This is a genomic window from Chthonomonas calidirosea T49 (assembly GCF_000427095.1).
Taxonomy (GTDB): Bacteria; Armatimonadota; Chthonomonadetes; order Chthonomonadales; family Chthonomonadaceae; genus Chthonomonas; species Chthonomonas calidirosea.
Genome location: NC_021487.1, coordinates 1,579,859 through 1,599,342 on the forward strand (window position 1 = coordinate 1,579,859; position 19,484 = coordinate 1,599,342).

At 52.9% G+C, this 19,484-nt stretch carries 16 protein-coding genes and 1 pseudogene; 15 read left to right on the forward strand and 2 right to left on the reverse strand.

Annotated elements, in window-relative coordinates; genetic code table 11:
• Positions 1-7 precede the first annotated feature (7 nt).
• Together CCALI_RS06595 and CCALI_RS06600 are read right to left on the reverse strand one after the other, a co-directional pair.
• A complete protein-coding gene (locus CCALI_RS06595; protein WP_016482695.1) occupies positions 8-346 on the reverse strand; it encodes an FmdB family zinc ribbon protein in 339 nt (112 codons plus the stop codon).
• A 123-nt stretch (positions 347-469) separates the two neighbouring features.
• Complete coding sequence (locus CCALI_RS06600; RefSeq protein WP_016482696.1) at positions 470-3,799, reverse strand: ATP-binding protein; 3,330 nt, start codon at positions 3,797-3,799, stop codon at positions 470-472.
• Between the two features lie 276 nt (positions 3,800-4,075).
• On the opposite strand from CCALI_RS06600, the gene CCALI_RS06605 reads away from it, so the two are divergent.
• From CCALI_RS06605 to CCALI_RS06675, 15 genes and pseudogenes are all read left to right on the forward strand, one after another.
• Positions 4,076-5,047, forward strand: coding sequence for a ribose-phosphate diphosphokinase (locus tag CCALI_RS06605; protein WP_016482697.1), 972 nt, complete (start codon positions 4,076-4,078; stop codon positions 5,045-5,047).
• A gap of 273 nt (positions 5,048-5,320) precedes the next feature.
• Complete coding sequence (nusA, locus tag CCALI_RS06610) at positions 5,321-6,502, forward strand: transcription termination factor NusA (protein ID WP_016482698.1); 1,182 nt, start codon at positions 5,321-5,323, stop codon at positions 6,500-6,502.
• 259 nt (positions 6,503-6,761) lie between these two features.
• The gene (gene rnpM, locus CCALI_RS06615) at positions 6,762-7,067 is read left to right on the forward strand and encodes an RNase P modulator RnpM (protein WP_016482699.1); all 306 of its coding nucleotides are present in this window, start codon (positions 6,762-6,764) and stop codon (positions 7,065-7,067) included.
• Between the two features lie 20 nt (positions 7,068-7,087).
• On the forward strand, positions 7,088-9,055 hold the full coding sequence (infB, locus tag CCALI_RS06620; protein ID WP_016482700.1) for a translation initiation factor IF-2: 1,968 nt from the start codon (positions 7,088-7,090) through the stop codon (positions 9,053-9,055).
• An 18-nt stretch (positions 9,056-9,073) separates the two neighbouring features.
• Positions 9,074-9,355 (forward strand): DUF503 domain-containing protein, encoded by a 282-nt coding sequence (locus CCALI_RS06625; protein WP_016482701.1) that lies wholly within the window; start codon positions 9,074-9,076, stop codon positions 9,353-9,355.
• Positions 9,356-9,474: 119 nt separating this feature from the next.
• Positions 9,475-9,885 (forward strand): 30S ribosome-binding factor RbfA, encoded by a 411-nt coding sequence (rbfA, locus tag CCALI_RS06630; RefSeq protein WP_016482702.1) that lies wholly within the window; start codon positions 9,475-9,477, stop codon positions 9,883-9,885.
• A complete protein-coding gene (locus tag CCALI_RS06635) occupies positions 9,882-10,880 on the forward strand; it encodes a DHH family phosphoesterase (RefSeq protein ID WP_016482703.1) in 999 nt (332 codons plus the stop codon). The genes rbfA and CCALI_RS06635 overlap by 4 nt, the downstream gene beginning before the upstream one ends.
• A gap of 427 nt (positions 10,881-11,307) precedes the next feature.
• Positions 11,308-11,708: pseudogene (locus tag CCALI_RS06640) on the forward strand (TonB-dependent receptor); the annotation flags it as partial.
• 126 nt (positions 11,709-11,834) lie between these two features.
• The gene (locus CCALI_RS16320; protein ID WP_242396611.1) at positions 11,835-13,241 is read left to right on the forward strand and encodes a TonB-dependent receptor plug domain-containing protein; all 1,407 of its coding nucleotides are present in this window, start codon (positions 11,835-11,837) and stop codon (positions 13,239-13,241) included.
• 125 nt (positions 13,242-13,366) lie between these two features.
• Positions 13,367-15,337 (forward strand): TonB-dependent receptor plug domain-containing protein, encoded by a 1,971-nt coding sequence (locus tag CCALI_RS06650; protein ID WP_016482706.1) that lies wholly within the window; start codon positions 13,367-13,369, stop codon positions 15,335-15,337.
• Between the two features lie 150 nt (positions 15,338-15,487).
• Complete coding sequence (rpsF, locus tag CCALI_RS06655) at positions 15,488-15,790, forward strand: 30S ribosomal protein S6 (protein WP_016482707.1); 303 nt, start codon at positions 15,488-15,490, stop codon at positions 15,788-15,790.
• 134 nt (positions 15,791-15,924) lie between these two features.
• On the forward strand, positions 15,925-16,386 hold the full coding sequence (locus CCALI_RS06660; RefSeq protein WP_016482708.1) for a single-stranded DNA-binding protein: 462 nt from the start codon (positions 15,925-15,927) through the stop codon (positions 16,384-16,386).
• A 193-nt stretch (positions 16,387-16,579) separates the two neighbouring features.
• Complete coding sequence (gene rpsR, locus CCALI_RS16615) at positions 16,580-16,783, forward strand: 30S ribosomal protein S18 (RefSeq protein WP_044949990.1); 204 nt, start codon at positions 16,580-16,582, stop codon at positions 16,781-16,783.
• 87 nt (positions 16,784-16,870) lie between these two features.
• Positions 16,871-17,968 carry a bifunctional phosphoglucose/phosphomannose isomerase gene (locus CCALI_RS06670; protein ID WP_016482710.1) on the forward strand — a complete coding sequence of 366 codons (1,098 nt, stop codon included), beginning with the start codon at positions 16,871-16,873 and terminating at the stop codon, positions 17,966-17,968.
• 63 nt (positions 17,969-18,031) lie between these two features.
• Positions 18,032-19,441 (forward strand): hypothetical protein, encoded by a 1,410-nt coding sequence (locus tag CCALI_RS06675; protein WP_044948956.1) that lies wholly within the window; start codon positions 18,032-18,034, stop codon positions 19,439-19,441.
• Positions 19,442-19,484: the final 43 nt, after the last annotated feature.

Below are 19,484 nucleotides of genomic sequence, written 5' to 3' on the forward strand. Positions count from 1 at the left end.
ATTATTTTTACTTCATATCAGGCGCCTCCTCAGCCTCTCCCTCTTCCGCTTCAAGGAGCGCCTGCTCTAGCTCCTCTTCGTCCATATCCTCTCCCATCTCTCTGCTAAGAGTGCGCATCATGCGGCGTACCGCTTTGGGGTCGTTCTCATCGAGGCCTTCGAGCTCTTCAGCCATCGCATCGAGGGTTTCATCTTCTCCCCGCAAACGGGAGAAGCGGCTGATAAGCCGAGAAACCTCAGAGCCACCACATCGGGGACAGGCCACAGCGGTCTGTCCCGCCACCATTCCCACCAACTTGCGAAAGCGCCGGCGACATTGTAGGCAAAAGTATTCATAAATAGGCATAAACCCATCCCTTATCTTCAAGACTAAAGACTTCCGAAAGCTGCAAGTCTTATCACGTTCTAACCTACCAAATGTATCTCTGTCAAGGGCCGCAGCCTCCTGTATAGATGGAAATCGCGCCCTCTACTCTAGCAGCGCCGGTAACCGGTGCCATACTTCCCGCCAATCCTCTTGTGGCATGTTCGCCGATTTCAGTGACACCGATGTTAGACCTAAAGCTTCCCTTAAACGTTGGATGGCTTGGTCATAATCGCCTCTCTCTATCGGTGGGATCACCCAACCCCCGGTTATGCGCAGGGTTTCGGCGGTCGCTAACAGCGGATGAGCCTCTTCATAGCGACCTAACTTTACGAGTTGCTGTCCCATACGCCGTAGCAAGCGCTCTTGTTCTGGCAAAAGCCCGCTTCTGTCACAAAGGGCCATAGAATGCAGAATGGCTTCACGCGCAGCATCGGTATGTCCTAAACGCCATAGCAGCATTCCTTGTAGCGTTTTGGCGCGAGCGACCTCATCCCAGACGACGGTTTCGGTATCTTGTGAAATTTTCGACATCTCTTGAAGCAGTTCTACCATTACCTCCTCACGCCCCTCTCTCTCTGCTAACATGGCTTGTGCAAACAGAAGAGAGAACTGATCCACGGGGGTGACGCTATCAATAGAGGCCTGCTGCTGTTCTCGCGCTTCTCGATAGACCTCCGCAAACTCTTCCCAGCGCCCCATCTGCCATAACAACTCGAGGCGCAACCGAAAATTTACCCTACTCTGCGACCTTTTGGCGATCTCCCTTATCAACCGCTGCTGCTGCTCCATCCAAGCCAACGCACTTTCATAATCTCCCCGCATCGCTTCCACTAAAGCCAAAGCATAGAGGTTTCTGATGATCTGTGTGTGCTCGCCACGTATTTCAAAAATCCGCTGAGCGGTTGAAAGCTGCTCGTAGGCTTCGGTAAGAGCGCCCTGCTGCCGCTTGATCTCACCGATAGCGCGACGGAGCACGGCTTCCGTACCGGCGTCATTGTGCTCCTCGTTAAGGCGTAAACAGAGCGCAAGTTGAGGAAGCGATTCGTGATAGCGGCCTAAAGCAGTATAATGACCGGTTAGATTGGCCAGAGTGATGCGGTAGTTTTCCTTATCCCCTATCTGCTTTCGAAGTTCCAGTGCGCGCTGATAGAGCTCTATCGCCCTATCATGCTGCGCGTTATCCGTGTAGAACTGTGCCATCAGGTCAAAAACGCCGCCGATACCACTTTTATCGTCAAGCGCACGGTAGATCTCCAAAGCTCTTTCAAGCAACGCGATGGCATCGGGGCGGCCTGTTATGGCAACGTTCTCCAAAACAGTGGCCTGTAAATCGGGTGGCAGATCGGCCATACGTTGGAAGGCCAGCTCACGCCAATGGAGCCGCTCCAAACGATAGCCCAAACCGCGCCAAAACGCATCCGACGCTTTGCCGATCCGTACCCCCAACTGCGGTTCACTCCCTGTTAAACACCATTCGACGGCAGCCCGTATATTTTCCCGCTCCATTTCGATAATCGGCATCCATCGTGGTACACCTGGCGAACCGTCTGCCTTTGCTTGTTCTAACAGCCCATCATAGTAGAGCGCATGACGATGGCACAAGGTGGTGCGTTCTTCGGGAGAGAGCTGCTCGTAGGCGAACTCGCGGATCGTCTCTAGCATGCGCCAGCGCTGCATCTCCGCGCCGGCCGGGTAGCTCGCAACGAGCGAGTGGTCGAGCAGTGTAAGAAGCCCTTCTACAGCCTCCTTTCCACAAACCCATGTAGCTGCCTCCGTAGTCCACCCTCCTCGAAAAACGCTAAGACTTCTCAATAGTTTCTGAAGGTTTTCCGGTAGCATTTGATAGCTCCAGGAAACCGTCTCCTTAAGCGTACGGTGTCGCTGCACCGTATCTCGCTGGCGATTGACCAATAGCTCAAAGCGGTGCTCTAGGCGAGGCAGCATCTGCGATGGGCTCATTACCGGTACCCAAGCTGCGGCCAGCTCGATGGCGAGCGGCAGACCGTCCAGACGATGGCATAACAGCCGAACGGCTTCCGCATTGCGCTCCGTTAGTGTAAAGTCGGGCCTCTTGCGTTTAGCACGCTCCAAAAATGTTTGAATTGCGGCGCACTCAAGCAGCTGGTCTTGGTTTACCGGCTGGTCAGGTACCTGTAGAGGACTTAGAGGGATCTCGTGCTCTATTTCGAGATTGAGGCGACGGCGCGAGGTAACCAACAAACGAAGATTCGCATGCCATTCCAAAAGCTGACGTAAGAAGAGCGCACAGGCTTCCTCCATTTGTTCAAAATTGTCGAGCACCAACAGCAGCTTCCGGTTTGATAGAACCAGTCTGAGTCGTTCCTCTACCATCAGAGAGGTATCAGAGGGCACTTTGAGCACAGCAAGGATAGCTTCCACAAGCTGATCTTTGCGAGAAAGCTCCGCTAGGGGCACAAAAGCGATCTGTTCGGAATACACCTGCCTTAACAGATGTGCGATCTCCACAGCAAAGCGAGTTTTACCAACCCCTCCTGGGCCTGTTATCGAGACTAAACGCACCGCTTGACGATCGGGCTGGAGTTGCTCAAGAGCGATTTGAAGCTCCTGTTCACGACCGAAAAAGCTCGTTAAATAGAGAGGTAGCGTATTGCTAAGTGGAGCTGTTGTCGTTGGAGCCAGAGCGCGCAGCGGAGGAGCTGAAAAAGAGCTGCCGGCGAGCTGCTTCTTGATATCTTCGGCCAGTTTCTGGAGCGAATCGGGTGGAGAAGATTGCAACTGCTCCTGGAAGAGACGTTCTATCTCTTGATAGCGCTGGAGCGCGCGCTCGTGCTGTCCTTGAGCGGCTAGAAGCTGTAACAGCAGATATTGCACCGATTCGTCGAGTGGGTCGTAGGCCAAAACGCGATAAGCATACTCGGTGGCCTGGCCAAACGCCTCTTGTTTTTGAAGCAGCACGATCAGTTCGCGCAAGGCCTGCTGCCATTTATCGGCAAGACGTTGCCGTTCCAAAAGGATAAAATCCTCATAGAAGCCGGGCAGTAGGTCGCCTTGGTAGAGGCTTACGGCACGCGATAGCAGCTCAAGCCGACCGGCCTCTTTCGTGGCCTGTGCTTCCGCAAGCAAGGCATCAAACTCCGCCACATCCGTAACAACCGCCTGTTTGCGCAGCCCCACATAGTCCCGATTGGCAATAAAAAGGCTTTCGGTACTGATAGAGGGGATACGAAATAGTTTGCGCAGCGTGCTAAGCGCCATGCGGAGATTGTGTCGGCCCGTCTCTTCATCCGCATCCGGCCACAGCAAAGTGGCCAACTCCTCGCGTGGGAAAAGGCTGCCTACATGAAGCGCAAGATAGACCAAAAGCACGCTCGCTTTTTTGGTGGCGAAACGCTCTATGCGATAACGTCCAAACTCCGCCTGTAGAGCACCAAACATCTGTATTCGCCACATAGCTTTCAGTTTCCAGTAGCCCTATCCGAACCACTCCAGACCTCGATAGGGCCGCGAGGGTTTTTACAAAGCGAAGCGCATTAAAAACGAACTTAGAGTTGGAGACGATGTAAATCGCCTTCCGACAAGAAGCTCATATGAATTTTATTATGTACTATTCAACACAACTAGGAAAAGCACCTTCTCCATTTTAGTATGTTTGCTTTTTTCTTGACGATAAGGCGCCCAATAGCGGTATAACGATTCGCACTTCTTATGCCAGGAGAGACCAGAGCGTTGCAAAACCCTTTGCTATCCGAGTTTGAGTTAAAAGTATTCGCTGGGCCAGGAAACCCAGAGCTTGCCTACGCCGTGATAGAGCAGTTAGGCGTGCCCGCCGGGAAAATGATCTATCGGCAGTTCCCCGATGGAGAGAGCTATGTACGCTTTGAAGAGAGCGTGCGAGGAACCGATGCCTACATCATTCAACCTACCAGCCCGCCGGTAGATACCAATCTCATGGCGCTGCTTGCCGCCATAGATGCTCTACGCCGCGCTTCCGCCCGACGTATTACCCCTGTTATTCCCTACTATGGGTATGCCCGCCAAGAAAAAAGAGCTTTGCCTCGAGAGCCGATCATGGCGAAACTCGTCGCGGATATGTTGGTCGCGGCAGGCGCCCACCGCATTATGTGCCTCGACCTCCATGCCGACGCCATTCAAGGGTTTTTCAACATACCGTTAGACCACCTTACCGCGGTAAACCTTTTTATTGACTACTTCGCCTCAGAACTACAACCCCTTCTACCGGAAGTTGTCGTTGTATCACCAGATGAGGGGCGTGTAAAAAAAGTGCGGCAAGTGGCTCAGGCGCTTCAAGTAGAGCTTGCCGTCGGCTACAAACATCGGCCCGATACGCTCTCGCCAGAGGTCACCCACCTTGCCGGAAACGTAAACAACAAAATACCCATCATTGTAGAGGATATGATAACCACCGGAAGCAGCATCTTACAGGCCGTGGAGGCCCTCTTAAGTCATGGATGTCGCCGTCAAATCTATGTGGCGGCCACCCACGGAGTGTTGGTAGGCTCAGCGGTAGCGCGTATCTGCGATCGTCCTGAAATCGCCGCGCTTATCGTGACCGATTCGGTGGCTTTGCCCGCAGAAAAGCACCATCCAAAACTCAAAGTGCTTTCCGTAGCAAATCTCTTTGCGGAGGCGATAAGAAGAGCCAATAGCAACGAATCGATCACTTCGCTTTTCGATTAGCAGCCTTTGCCCTCCAGGCAGTGTAGGAGCCGCAGAGTGTCGTCCATCAGTTGAGGAGAACCAACGTATTTCCTCTTTAGGCAACGGTGGTAAAAAACAGGGGAGAAATAGCAACTTTGCTTATCTCTCTTGCCTTCTGCGGCACGGTGTGGTATAATTTGAAAACAAGAAGGCAGACGGCGCTCATAAAGAGTGGGCTGAGGCCCACTCTTTTGTTTCAAAAAGGTTGGTACTTCTTTGAGGTAAGCCCAAGTGGCTTCGGGAGATTGAGTGATGAATGGGGAGTTTTTAGACGTTTTACAACAGATAGCTCGTGATAAAGAGATACCGCTACAAGAACTTATTGAGATGGTAGAGGTTGCTTTGGCTACAGCTTACCGTCGCAGCCATTTCTTGAGCGGCGAGGTGAAGGTGAAAATTCTTCAGGAAAAAGGCAATCGTGTGAGCTATCGGGTCTACATGGAGAAAACGGTGGTAGACCACCCAACGACCTCCCCCAACGAGATCTCTTTACAGGAGGCCCGTAAGATCCGTCCAGGGGTCAACGTTGGAGACCAGATTGAGATCGATCTGCCCAGCTCTATGGAGGAGATGGGGCGCATTGCGGCTCAAACGGCTCGAAACGTTGTGCTCCAGCGTATTCGTGAGGCCGAACGGCATAAGACCTATGAGGAGTTCGCAGAGAAGGTAGACACGGTAGTCACCGGCACGGTACAGCGCCGTGAAGGGCGCAACGTGATCGTTCATCTAGGCAAAGTAGATGCCATTTTGCCGCCTCAAGAGCAGGTAGAGACCGAGCCTTACGATCTCAACGATCGCATCAAGGTCTACGTATTAGAAGTAAGAGAGACGCCACGAGGCCCTCAGGTCATTGTTTCCCGAACGCATCCGGGGCTTATTCGTCGGCTCTTTGAGCTCGAAGTTCCTGAAATTGAGGACGGCACGGTGATCATTAAAAGCGTGGTGCGAGAGCCAGGCGCGCGCTCCAAAGTGGCCGTGATGAGCCGCGATGAGAAGGTGGATGCGCAAGGGGCTTGCATTGGTCCACGGGGTATTCGCGTTCAGAACATTGTAAACGAGCTTTACAATGAGAAAATTGATATCGTGCGATGGAGTGCAGACGATACGGCCTATATCGCCGAGTCGCTCTCTCCTGCTAAAGTTACAAAGGTAGAACTTGATCCCGAAAAAAAGAGCGCGCTGGTGGTGGTGCCCGATAACCAGCTCTCCTTAGCTATCGGCAAGTCCGGCCAAAATGTTCGGTTGGCCGCCCGCCTTACTGGGTGGCGCATTGACATTCGCAGTGAGTCGCAGCTTGCCAAAGCTGCCCAGCAGAGAGAGGGCGATAGCGAGCCTACACAGAGCCCTCCATTAGGGGAACATAACGCTTTGGATAACCTGGAACCAGACAACACCGGCACGGCTTCGATCGCCGCGCCAAAGCCTGTATCTTGAGGGCATGCTCGTGAAAACGATCGGGAAATTTACCAAATGAGCGGGCTGTTTTCTCGATTCTATGCCCGCAAGGCCTGTGAGGAAAAACAGGACGTGGCTTCGATAAGCCTGTCAACGGAGGAGACGCGATGAAGAGAGCATAGGTGTGCGTTCATCCGTCCCCAAAACGCAACGTGTTTTCCTCGGTTGCGTGCTCCTCCTAACCTCCTGTTCCCTCAAGAGCCTTCAAATCTTAGCAAAAGAAGGATTTAAAGCCGGTATGAGACCGCGCCGTGTGCCCATACGTACCTGTGTTGCCTGCAGAACAACGGACGCCAAGCGCGCTCTTTTGCGCGTGGTGCGTCAGCCTGACGGCACCGTCTGTTACGATGCCAAAGGCAAAATGTCGGGGCGAGGTGCTTATGTGTGCGCACGCGTAGAATGCATAGAGCAGGCACGAAAGCACAAAAAGCTTGAGCGCTCTCTTAAGGTAGAAAGGATCGCGCCTGAACTATTTCAAGAGCTGCTTCAAATGGTTTCGCAAAACAATGCAAACGCGCCTGCAGAACCACCACCGGCACAGTAAATGGAGAATAGGAGAACAGAATGATAGAGGCTAGAGGAATTCGCGTAACAGAGCTTGCCAAAACGCTAAATATTACGGTAGCGGAGCTAACGTCCGCTCTGCAGGACTTAGGTATTGCCGTTTCCGACCCCAACAGCACGGTGCTTGATCATGAAACCGCAACGGCCGTGCAGGAGATGCTAGGGCAAACAGTCACCAGCGCCCGTGAGATTGAGGTGCCGGCCAATGCCACCTTGAAGGAGGTGGCTGAGGCCATCGGCATAAGTCCCACCGAAGCAACGAAGAAAATGATGGAGCTTGGCGAGCTGATAGGCCCTCATCAACGGCTTAGCAACGCATTAGCCGAGAGACTTGCAGCAGCCTACGGGTTTAAATTGCGCGTGAAATCGCCGCCATCCGCCCCAGCGACCTCCGCACCGAAAAATGCACGATATAAGCCCGGTACAGGCACCCTACAACCTCGCCCGCCCGTAGTCACCGTTATGGGGCATGTAGACCATGGCAAGACCTCTCTCTTAGATGCCATTCGCAAAACCCACGTGGCCGAAGGGGAGTTTGGCGGCATTACCCAGCATATCGGCGCGTATCAGGTTGAGATACAACATAATGGGCAGCCAGCGCGCATCACCTTTCTAGATACCCCGGGGCATGAGGCCTTCACCCAAATGCGCGCGCGTGGGGCCAGCGTCACCGACATTGTGGTTCTTGTGGTAGCGGCAGACGACGGCGTGATGCCTCAAACGGTGGAGGCCATCCACCATGCCCAAGCTGCTGAGGTACCTCTGATCGTGGCTATTAATAAAATAGACAAACCCGATGCCCGCCCCGACCGTGTGAAGCAGCAGCTTGCTGAACATAATCTCTTGGTAGAAGAGTATGGTGGCGACGTGCCGGTGGTGGAGGTCTCCGCGAAAACAGGGCAGGGCATTCAAGACCTCCTCGAATACATCTTGTTACTGGCCGAACTACATGACCTCAAAGCCGACCCAAACGGCCCTGTTCGTGGCACCATCATCGAGGCAAAAATTGAACCGGGGCGTGGGCCGGTGACTACCGTGCTGGTTCAATCTGGAACCCTGCGGGTTGGCGATAGCATCGTGGCTGGGCTAACCTACGGAAAAGTTCGCGCGATGACCAACGAACGCGGCGAGCGCCTACAAAAAGCGTCGCCTTCTACCCCTGTCGAAGTACTGGGATTGAACAGCGTCCCCATGGCCGGCGATGTGGTAGAAGTGGTGAAAAACGAAAAAGAGGCACGCCAGATCGCTGAAAAACGCCAAGAGAAGGTTCGTGCCGAGCGCCTCACCAGCGCCACACGCCGCATCTCTCTTGCAGACCTTTCTCGCCAGGTGGCTGAAGAGGCTACGAAAGACTTCAACCTCATTGTTAAAGCCGATGTACAGGGTAGCCTCGAAGCGGTGCTCGGACAGATCAACAAGATCGCTCAGGAGGCTCAAAGCAATGGCATTCATGTGTCGGTGAAACACAGCGGCATCGGCGCCGTTACCGAAAGCGATGTTAGCCTTGCAGTGGCCACCGAATCGGTTATTATCGGCTTTAACGTGCGTGCGGACGCTGCCGCCCAAAAAGCCGCCGAGCGCGATGGCGTGGATATCCGTCTCTACAACATCATCTACGACCTTACGGAAGACCTGCAAAAGGCTGTAAAGGGCCTGTTGACCCCAGTCTACGAAGAGGTTGTACTGGGTCGGGCACGTGTGCTTCAACGCTTCCAAACTCCGAAAGGCTTGGTGATCGCTGGCTGTTCGGTTATTGAAGGTAAAGTGGTACGTGGTGCCGAAGTGCGAATCATTCGCAACAAGGAGAAGATTTTTACAAGCCGCATCGAAAGCCTACGCCGCCTTAAAGACGATGTGCGTGAAGTGTTGCAAGGCTATGAGTGCGGAATGGTTATCGAGAACTGGACCGATGTTCAGCCAGACGATATCATCGAGTGCTATGAGATGCAGGAGGTCGCCCGCAGCTAACTTAGAGGAGATCGCGCCATGCATGTCGCCACTTTAACGCTCACCATCTACCTTCATGAGGTGCGCTCGCTAAAAGAGAAACGTCAGATCGTACAGAGCCTTATAGACACGATGCGACGCAAATATAACGTATCTATTGCAGAGGTTGATGGACTTGATGTCTGGCAAGAGGCGGTTCTAGGAGTGGCCTGCGTCTCTAACGATAACCGGCACCTCCAACGTGTCCTCGATAGCCTTCTGAACGCGTTGGAGGCCAACCCCAACATTGATGTAGGCCCGATCGAGCGCGAGATATGGTAAGTGGTCGTACAAACTGTTCGTGTTTTATATCATGCCAAGTAGAAATGATAAGGATTTAGCAAAAGTTTCCGAATATTTTTTAGATCGTAGCGCGTCTACATAGAAAGAGAGAAAAAACCATGAGCGTACGTCAGCAAAGAGTGCAAGAGCAACTGTTGCATGAGATAAGTGATATCCTCCATAAAGAGCTGCGTGATCCGCGTCTTGGTTTTGTAACGCTCACCGCCGCCGAAATCTCACGAGACCTGCGCCATGCCAAAGTCTATGTAAGCGTTCTAGGAGACGAGGAGGCACAGCGGCAGTGTCTCAAAGCCCTTAACGGAGCCGCCGGGCTTCTCCGCGGAGAGTTTGCTCGTCGAGCCCATCTGCGGGTAGCCCCAGAGCTCGAATTCCGCCTTGATCACGGCATTGAACGCGGGCTGCAGATCGCGGAGTTGCTCCGTTCCGTAGAAAACGACCTGAAACCACACGAGCTTGAAACCAGTGATGGGCCTAAAGAAGTGAAAGGAGATAGCAGTACCGATTCATGAGAAAAGCGGCTCTGGCTGTGGCAAGAGCGCTCTGTAGCACAGAACGCGTGGTCCTTGCTGCCCACGTTAACCCTGATGGAGATACCCTTGGCTGCACGCTGGCCTTGATGCACGCGCTGAAAGCCTTGGGTAAAGAGGTAGTTGTTCTCTCGTCCGATGGCGTGCCCTGCATTTACACCTGGATGCCCGGCGCCGACGCTGTCCAGATAAGCACCGAACGTCGAGACTTCGATGTCGCGGTGGTCTGTGATGCTGGGCGGATTGATAGAATAGGCTCGGCTCAAGAAGCCGTTCTGTCGGCTCCGCTCTTGGTAGATGTAGATCACCACCTTGCCGACGGGGTGTTTGGAAATCTATTGTTGGTAGATGCCGACGCCGCGGCGGCTTGCGAGCTTGGGTGGGAACTTGTGTTAGCCTTGGAGAAGGTGAGTGGCAAGCGTTTGGCAAACCGTGCGATCGCGGAATGTCTGCTTACCGGCATTATCACCGATACCGGCTCTTTTCAGTTTCCTAGCGTAACACCGCGCACGTTCCTTATTGCCGCCAAGCTGCAGCGCCTCGGCGCCGCTCCTTCCCGTATCAACGAGCTTGTATTTGAAAATCGCTCGCGCGAAAGCGTTGAATTGTTGGGCCGAGCCCTAAGCACCTTGCAGATTTCACCGGATGGAAAAGTGGCTTGGGTTCACGTAACGGCGAAAGACTATGAGGAGCTGCATGCCGTAGATGCCGACACCGAAGGAATCGTCAACCATGTGCGTTCGATCCGAGGGGTTCTCATTGGCATTCTCTTCCGCGAGATACCCGGGAAAAAGGTGCGGGTAAGCCTTCGTGCGCGAGAAGGCGCCGACGTCCATCGCATTGCACAGGTGTTCGGCGGTGGCGGGCATCGCCTTGCAGCCGGTTGCTCGCTTTCGCCCCCCCTAGAAAAGGCTGAAGAGCTTGTGGTTGCTGAAGCCATTCGCCAGCTAAAAGAACAGACGGCCGGCGAAGGTTAGAAACGAGCGCCATAAGCAGAACACCGCAATGAGTCAAGCTCGCTTCGATAGAAGCCTATCGAAAAGCAGAACCCTTCCCAGAGTTGCTTGACCACCACAGTGCAAGCCCCCCTCCACTTCGTAGGGGGGCTTTTGCTATTCCAGACTGAGGGCAACACGTTTCCACAAAGCTTAAGTGCTTTCCCGCTGCCTTTAGTATCGCCCCTATACACCTCCTCCTTTTAAAAAAGCGAACACGCTCCTGACAGATACCTTGCCACTTACAACGTGATCTACAGAACCTGGTAAAAATACCGATACTTCTTTATGTTTCTACGAGAAAACGTTACGTTTCCCTGCTGAAACGTTTACCACTTCATCGCCGCTCGTCCTAGGGCGCCTACCCCAAGGAGGAAAAGTGCCTAAAATGAAATTCGGTATACTCTGTATGGTTTTTTGGTTCTGTTGTGGAAGTGCATGGGCAGCACCTACCGCATCACTTACCGAATCATCGCTAGGAAATGAGCTGCTTTTTGCTGGAACTCAGACCGTCGTCACCGCTGCATGCTCAAAACAACCTCTCAATCAAGCCCCTGCGGCCGTTACCGTCATTACTGCCGATCAACTGGAGCGCTACGGAGTCGTGACCCTGCCCGATGCCCTACGCTATGTGGTAGGAATGAACGTTTCCGAAGCGGGTGCCAACATCTACAACGTCACGCTTCGGGCTTCAACTCACAATACGCCAACACGCTACTTATTATGATAGATAATCGCCCTATCAACGAGCAGTTTACGGGTGGGCTTTTTTGGGAAACTCTGCCGGTTCTTCTTACTCAAATCGATCGCATTGAGATCGTTCGCGGCCCCGGCTCCGCCCTCTACGGCGCAGATGCCTATAACGGCGTGATCAATATCATTACGAAAGCACCGGATGCCCTCACGACAACCCGATCGAATCTAAGTTTTCGCACGGTGCTTGGCGGCTATAAAAGCGATTATGATGAGCTTCTCGCTAGCGGAAAGGACGATCATGGAAACGCCTTCGCTTTCGGATTTGGCTACAACCATACGGGTGGCTTTGGCACAGCAGGTGCTACCGGTATGTTAGATAACTATGCGGTCACACTGCTTACCTTCGACGGCGAACATAAACTTGCTCAGGGCAGGCTACGCCTCCAGGCCGACTACGCCCAAAGCGCGGAAAACCTCTTTCAGGTGCTCTATTTAATGGGCAGCCATGTGACTACCTCCTCTGTGTCCTTACGCTATGAGCAGCCAGACGTTCAAGACCCTCTCATGGCGAGAATGAGTTATACCAACTTTAAGCTTACCTCTATGAGTACCACTCCAGACGAGACGCATACTTTTGAGGGCGAAGTTCAAAAACAAAATCATCTTGGCAACCGGCATACGCTTGTTTACGGGCTAAGCTGGAGCCATACCGTACTTCACTCCGATATCTCTTATCCTGGGGAACACTATCAAGACGTATTTGGTGCTTATTTCCAAGATGAGTGGAAGTTACCTCAGCGTTGGATAGGCTATTTAGGTTTCCGTATAGATGATGCCACCCTACTGGGCACAAGTTTTTCGCCGCGCATTAGCATCCTCAAAAATTTAGGGAACCGACAAACGCTGCGTTTTGCTTACGGAACCTCCTACCAATCGCCGCCGTTCGTGAACTCCTATATAGATACAGTTTTTCCTCTCGCTCCAGGGCTGACGGCTAGCGCTTTAGGTAATCCGAAACTAAAGTCTATTACGTTAGATGGTTTTGAATTAGATTGGCGCCAGGAGCTATCTAAAGGATACGTGCAGATCAACAGCTACTACAACTCCATATCTAATATCATTGGGCCTATCCCCACTGCCTTTCAACCATCTCCGCCCTACCCACCAGGAACCCCGGCCACGCTCTCGTATGTCAACCTTTCCGATGCCACCTCGTACGGCCTAGAGGTAGATAGCGCTTTGAAACTAGCCAGAAATCTAGATGCCCACTTCAACTATGCCTATAACTACGAGCACCTTCAGAATGTGGCCATTGCTGGTGCTTTTGCCCCAAACCATATGCTCAACATGGCGTTCGACGCCGACTTGGGGCGCCGTTGGGAAGCGTTTCTAGGAGCTCATCTGGTGGGCACAACCTCAGTGAACTCCAACGGTGTTATCACTTCCGCCCCCGCCTACATCAACATGGACATTCGTCTCGGCTACCGCCTGCGGGAGGGCAAAGAGCCCCTTACGCTTGCTCTCGTGGTGCACAATCTCTTCGCAGATCATCATATCGAGCTGCCACCGCCTCCCACTAACGGTTTGCCGGCGCAAGTCACTCCCCTTCGCACCGTTGTCTATATCACCCTATCAGGAAAGTTCTGAAGCCAACCATAAAAGGGAAAACGAACTATAACGGACTGGCAAAACTACCGATAATGTGAAAGGAAGGCGGTGCCCTCGTCAGCACGGGCATTCCTTATATTCTCTTTTTTCTGAGAGGAGTAGCCATGCTTCGCTTGCTTCATGCACTCCCCGCGTTCACCAGCGTTATCTTACTGCTTCCCGCATTTAAGGTTTTTGCTTCTAGTCCTCTCACACAAAACGCCTTCAATAACGAGCTGCTCTTTGCCGGAAACCAAACCGTAGTAACCGCATCTCGCTCGAAACAGCCACTCGTTCAGGCTCCTGCTGTCGTTACCGTTATCACGGGAGAGCAGTTGCAAAGTTATGGTGCTGTAACTCTTTTAGATGCGCTGCGCTATGTGCCCGGAGTCCATGTGGCCGAGGCAAACGCAGGTGTGGCCAACGTAACTATCCGTGGCCTAAATTCTCAGTACGCCAACACTCTACTCGTCATGATAGATAACCGGCCGGTCAACGAGCAGTTTACTGGGGGAGTGTTTTGGCAACTTGTGCCTATTTTGGTGAGTCAGATCAAACGCATTGAGGTCGTTCGCGGACCTGGCTCGGTGCTCTATGGGGCGAACGCCTACAATGGGGTTATCAACATTATTACAAAAACCCCTCAGGACTTGGCCAAAGCTGGTTCGAACCTCCAGTTTCGAACCGTGCTTGGAGGCTATAAAAGCGACTATGATGAGCTTATGGCCTCCGCAGCCGATCGCTATGGCAACGCTTTCACACTGGGTTTCGGCTACACCCATACCGGCGGATTCGGCGCCGGCGGAGCCTTAGGAGTACACGATAATGAGGCCGTTCCCTTCATTAGCCTCGATGCCCAGCACAAAATGGCATCCGGCATGTTGCGCCTTCAAGCGGGCGATCTGGAGTATGCAGGGAATTTCTACGAAATTCTCTATCTCATCGGTCTGCACACACATACTACCTACACGGTTTTACGCTACGATGAGCCTAGCTCCAAGAACCCGCTTTCGCTACGATTGAGCTACAACAATTTCAAAGCCGTTTCGCAGAGCATACTGATCGAGCAGACCCATAGCTTTGAAGGTGAAGTTCAAAAACAAAACCAGATCGCGAAACACCATACTCTGGTGTATGGTTTTACTTGGAACCATACCACGTTTCATGGAGACGATATCTTTCCAGGCCGACATGTTCAAGACCTTTTCGGGGTGTACGCCCAGGATGAATGGCAACTGCCTCAAAATTGGCTGGCCTATCTGGGGGTTCGCTTCGATAATGCCACGGTTTATGGCTCCAACTTCTCGCCGCGCATCAGCCTCCTTAAGAGGTTGGGAAGCGATCAAGTGTTGAGAGTAGCCTATGGGGCTTCCTTTCAAGCGCCAACTCTGCTTGAAACCTACCTTAACACGCCCGTTCCGCTCGCTCCTGGGCTAACTGGCTGGGGTTTAGGGAACGCCAAGCTCAAAACCGTGACTCTAAACGGCTTGGAGATTGACTGGCGCAAGGAGCTGTCAAAGGGTTATTTAGAGGTTAACGGCTTCTATAACTCCATCAACAACCTTATAGGGCTGCAGCCTATCAGTTTTGCTCCTTCCCCTCCCTATCCGCCGGGCACGCCGACAAAACTGATGTATGAAAACGTGGGCGGCGCCACCCTCTACGGCGTTGAGATTGAGAGCGAACTGCAGCTCACAAGGCGATTAAGAGGCCTCCTTAACTATACCTTCCTCGATCAGCAGACCAACTCTCACGGCGCTTTTCAAGGTACTTTTACCCAGAAGCATATCTTTAATGCAGCCGTGGATGCGCGCCTAGGTGGAAAATGGGATGCCTTCGTGGGTTTTCATGCGGTTGGTGCTAGCCGTTTGAGTACCTTTGGCGTGTTTACGAACGCACCGGCCTACGCAAACATGGATCTCCGACTAGGCTACCAACTACGAGGGGGCAAGGAGCCATTGACCTTAGCGCTCATAGCGCATAATCTGTTCGGGAACCGCCATATTGAGCAGCCACCTCCTCCTGCAAGCGGTCTACCTGCTCAAGTCGCTCCTATCGGCACCGCAGTCTACATCGCTTTAGAGGGTAAGTTTTAAAATAAGACCTCTTTGATGCTTGCTTTTCGACCCTGAGTAGAGGTATTATAGGAGAAGCTCGTATTCTGTAAAAAGCGACCATTGGTAGAATTCGAGCGTTGCTTATCCCGCGTCCCCTAAGGGAGGACGCCAAAGACCGAGGGAGAAACAATGCGTCATTACGAAGCGATGATCCTGCTTACGCCGGAGCTGAACGACGAGCAGGTGGAAGCGACGCTTAGTCGCTATCAAAAAGTGATACAAGATCAAGGGGGCACGGTTCATGAAGCCGGTTTGTGGGAAAAAGGCCGTCGCCCGCTTGCCTACCCAATCCGCAAAAAAACAGAGGGGATCTACCTTCTGATGCAGTTTGAAGCGGAGGCGGAAACGCCCAAAGAGCTTGACCGTCTCTTGCGCATTGACGATGTGGTGCTACGGCATATTGTGCTCCGCCAAGACCCGCACGAGGAATAGCCTAGCGCTTTCCCCATATGGTAAAATTTTTTCTACTAGTTTTTCCGCTTTTAATGGGGAAAACGGCAGTTCTATAATGGAGGGAGTCAACTCCCTCTTAGAAGACTTTTCGCGAAGTTAAAGGAGAAGATACCATGTCCGTTAATCGTGTGGTGCTTGTGGGGCGCTTAACGCGCGATCCAGAGATGCGTTACACTCCCTCCGGTGTGCCGGTAACGCAGTTTGGGCTAGCCGTCAATCGTTTCACGCGCAACGAGCAAGGGGATTACGATGTTGACTTCTTCAACATTGTGGTCTGGCGGAAAACAGCGGAGTTTGTGTCGCAGTATGCCAAGAAAGGACGCCTCATTGCCGTGGATGGGCGTTTGCAGACCCGCTCTTGGATAGACCAGACCAGCGGGCAGAAGCGTTCGGTGGTAGAGATCGTAGGTGAGAACGTCCAGCTGCTCGATCGACGCCCCGATGAGGCCGACGTTCAAGGAGCCGAGCCTGCAGAGGTTCCCGTCTCCGTCGTCTCCACAGAGGCGATGGCCGATCTGCCTCCAACCCATGAAGATGTAGACCCATACGAGGAAGACCCATTTGCAGAGGAGTGATATGTCCGACGACAATCCAGAGATCAACGAGGAGATAACTGAAATATCCGACGAGATCATAGACAAGCCTGAAGCGGATGCGGAATTGACCGCAGAAACCGAAGAAGGAGCGCCCGCGGCGGAAAACGGTGTCGCCGCCGCACCTGCGGCAAAAGCCAAGACGACCAACCGATTCCGCCGCCCACGGCGCAAGGTGTGTCTGTTTTGCGTGGAAAAGGCCGAGACCATAGACTATAAGCAGATATGGCAGCCGAAATATGCGCGCCTTCTGCTTACCGAGCGCGGCCGTATCGTACCGCGACGAACACGCGGCCTTTGCGCCAAACATCAGCGTATGGTGGCGCGCGCCATTAAACGCGCCCGCCATATGGCACTGTTGCCCTTCGTCGTCAAATAGCTTCGGTTTCCCTATACGGCGCATCGCTTTTGTTTACCATAAACTCGGTGACCTTTAGCGGATGCGCCTTCCTAAAGGAAGTGAGCCATGTTGGAAGAGAACGTTCTCGACTCAATAGCGTCGGCAGAGCAACGGGCTTCACGAGACCCGCACGGTATGCTGGATCTTGTGCTAAAGTTTCCTGCTCAATGCCGAGAGGCTGCAAACATAACATGGCACTACGGTGTCGGCGCCTCAGAGGCGGTAGAGATTCGACGGATTGTGGTGACCGGGCTTGGCGGCTCCGCCATTGGGGGAGACTTCTTGCGATGCCTCGCCGATGAATACGGCCCGATTCCGGTTTTGGTAAATCGTGACTACCACCTGCCCCATTGGGTTAACCGTAATACTCTCGTCATCGCGGCCTCTTACTCCGGCAATACCGAAGAGACCTTGCAGGCCATTCGCGATGCAAGCCGTGCCGAAGCCCAGATCGCGGTGGTAACAAGCGGTGGGAAATTAGCCGATATCGCCAAACAAGCTAGTTATGCCTATGCCCTCGTGCCGGGCGGTCAACCGCCCCGCTCGGCCACCGGCTACATGTTTTTTCCTCAACTCACCTATCTAGCCCATCGCAGCCTTCTTCGACATCAGTTCGAACACGACATCGAAGAGACGCTCTCCATTCTAGAAAGTTTAGCTAAACGCCTGGGGCCAGATGTTCCTACCGATCAAAACCCCGCGAAGCAGTTGGCTCGAGCGCTCTATGGAAAAATTCCCGTGATCTACGGCTCACAAGGGTATCGCGGTGTGGTGGCCTACCGCTGGAAATCGCAGTTCAACGAAAACACCAAAATTGCCGCGTTCTCTAACGTCTTACCGGAACAGAATCATAACGAAATTTTGGCCTGGGTTCAAGCCCAAAAGCAAGCTCCTAACTGGGCTGTCATCTTTCTGCGTGACCCCAATGAGCGATTTGAGAACCCACGCATCGTGCGACGTGTGGAGGTGACGACAGAGCTTATTAGGCGCGTTGCGCCTGTCTATGAGGTTCTCGCAGAGGGCGAATCGCTGTTGGCACGCCTCTTCTCCCTTGTCTACATCGCTGATTTTGTCTCGGTGTATTTGGCCTATCTCTACGGCGTTTGCCCAACTGATATCTCCTACATAGACTATCTCAAAGCGGAACTAGCAAAGCTAGGCTAGGTGTTGTAGAAGAGGACGAGTTTGCGCCGCGCTCTTTTGTGTTGAAAACGCGAGTGCGCAGGAATGACCAAAAGGACCGTTTTGCAACTTAATGCCAACCCTCTGAATTCCGTTGGTGGAATTCAGAGGGTTGTGTGCGCCTGGAAACGTCTCTTCGCATCGAAAATAATCGTTTTCGTTGTCGTGGCGTGCGGGGTGATATTCGGGCTTATTTTTAGCATACAACGCCGCGAGATCGCCCGCGCACATAGGCTATATGCGCAAGCTAGAGCTGAGATTCAACGGGACGGCTTGCCCCTCACCGTGGATTCTTTGGTTCCCTTTAAAGTGCCTGACTCGCAAAATGCCGCCAGGTTTTACCTCAAGGTGTTTGCCGACTATCGCGCGAATCCAAACTGGGGAGGGTTAGAAGCGGCCGCGCTGGATTTTCCTAACAAGCCACACAGCGCGCTCGCGCACCAAGCCGCTTTGGACTATATGCGCGCTACGGAACCGGAAGTGAAACTTATTGAGAAAGCGGTGACCTTCCCTTACTGCGATTTTCATTACGAATGGAAGTGGGTCGTTGCCGCTTCGAAACCGTTCTACGCCCGTTTTCGCCAACTAGCCCGACTCCTCTATCTCGATGCCTATCTGCTTGATAATGAAGGCCAACCTATTCAGGCGTTGGACAGGCTTGAGCTAGCAGCCAAAATGGCCAAACAAGTTGTGGCGGAAGACCCAAGCGAGAACGCCCTCTTGGTTTCTTGTGCAATCTATGGTATTATCCATAAAGAGTGGTTACGTATCGTTCAGCATCATCCGAACGACCCCGTGGTATTACAGCACGCGCTTGAAGTGAACCATGTGATACCGCGAACTTTCGATCTCTGCTGGTCTATCCGTGAAGAGGTCTATACAGCTGTCGCACTTGGCAACGAACTAAGAAGGCACCCCAAAGAGGCCGTCGAACTCATGCAACAAGAGGGAATCGCCAAATCACCCGCCAAAATTCCTTGGTGGAAACAGCTTTGGGAACGGCTTATCGGGCGCGGAGCGCCGATCGCAGAGGAGATGACCCCTGAACAGCTGGATGTTGTGGAAGCACGTGCGCTGGATTACTTCCATAAAGTATTCGGCATCCTGAAACGCTCCCCACAAGATATGCTTCAGACCAAGCGAGCGCTTCAGCAGTTGGACAACGAGACCGATACACGTGCCAAAGCGGCCCCTAGCCAATACCTAATTCAACAGATCGTCACTCTGTCTCCATTTACCTATATCACAGACCATCTATTTACCCATGAGATCCGATGGTGGGCTCGCGAAAGCCTCGCCCAGAAGTGGCTGTATCGCTGTAAATACGGTGTTACTCCTTCGGATACTAAGCTGTTATCCCTGCTAAAGGGTATGCCTCCAGAGGTACGCGATGCGCTATTCCCTGCACCTACCCACTTGGATGCTAGACCAAAAGCCATCTCAAATACGCCTTAGGTTCTTTATACTTAGCAAAGATGATTCCATAGAGGGAAGAGAT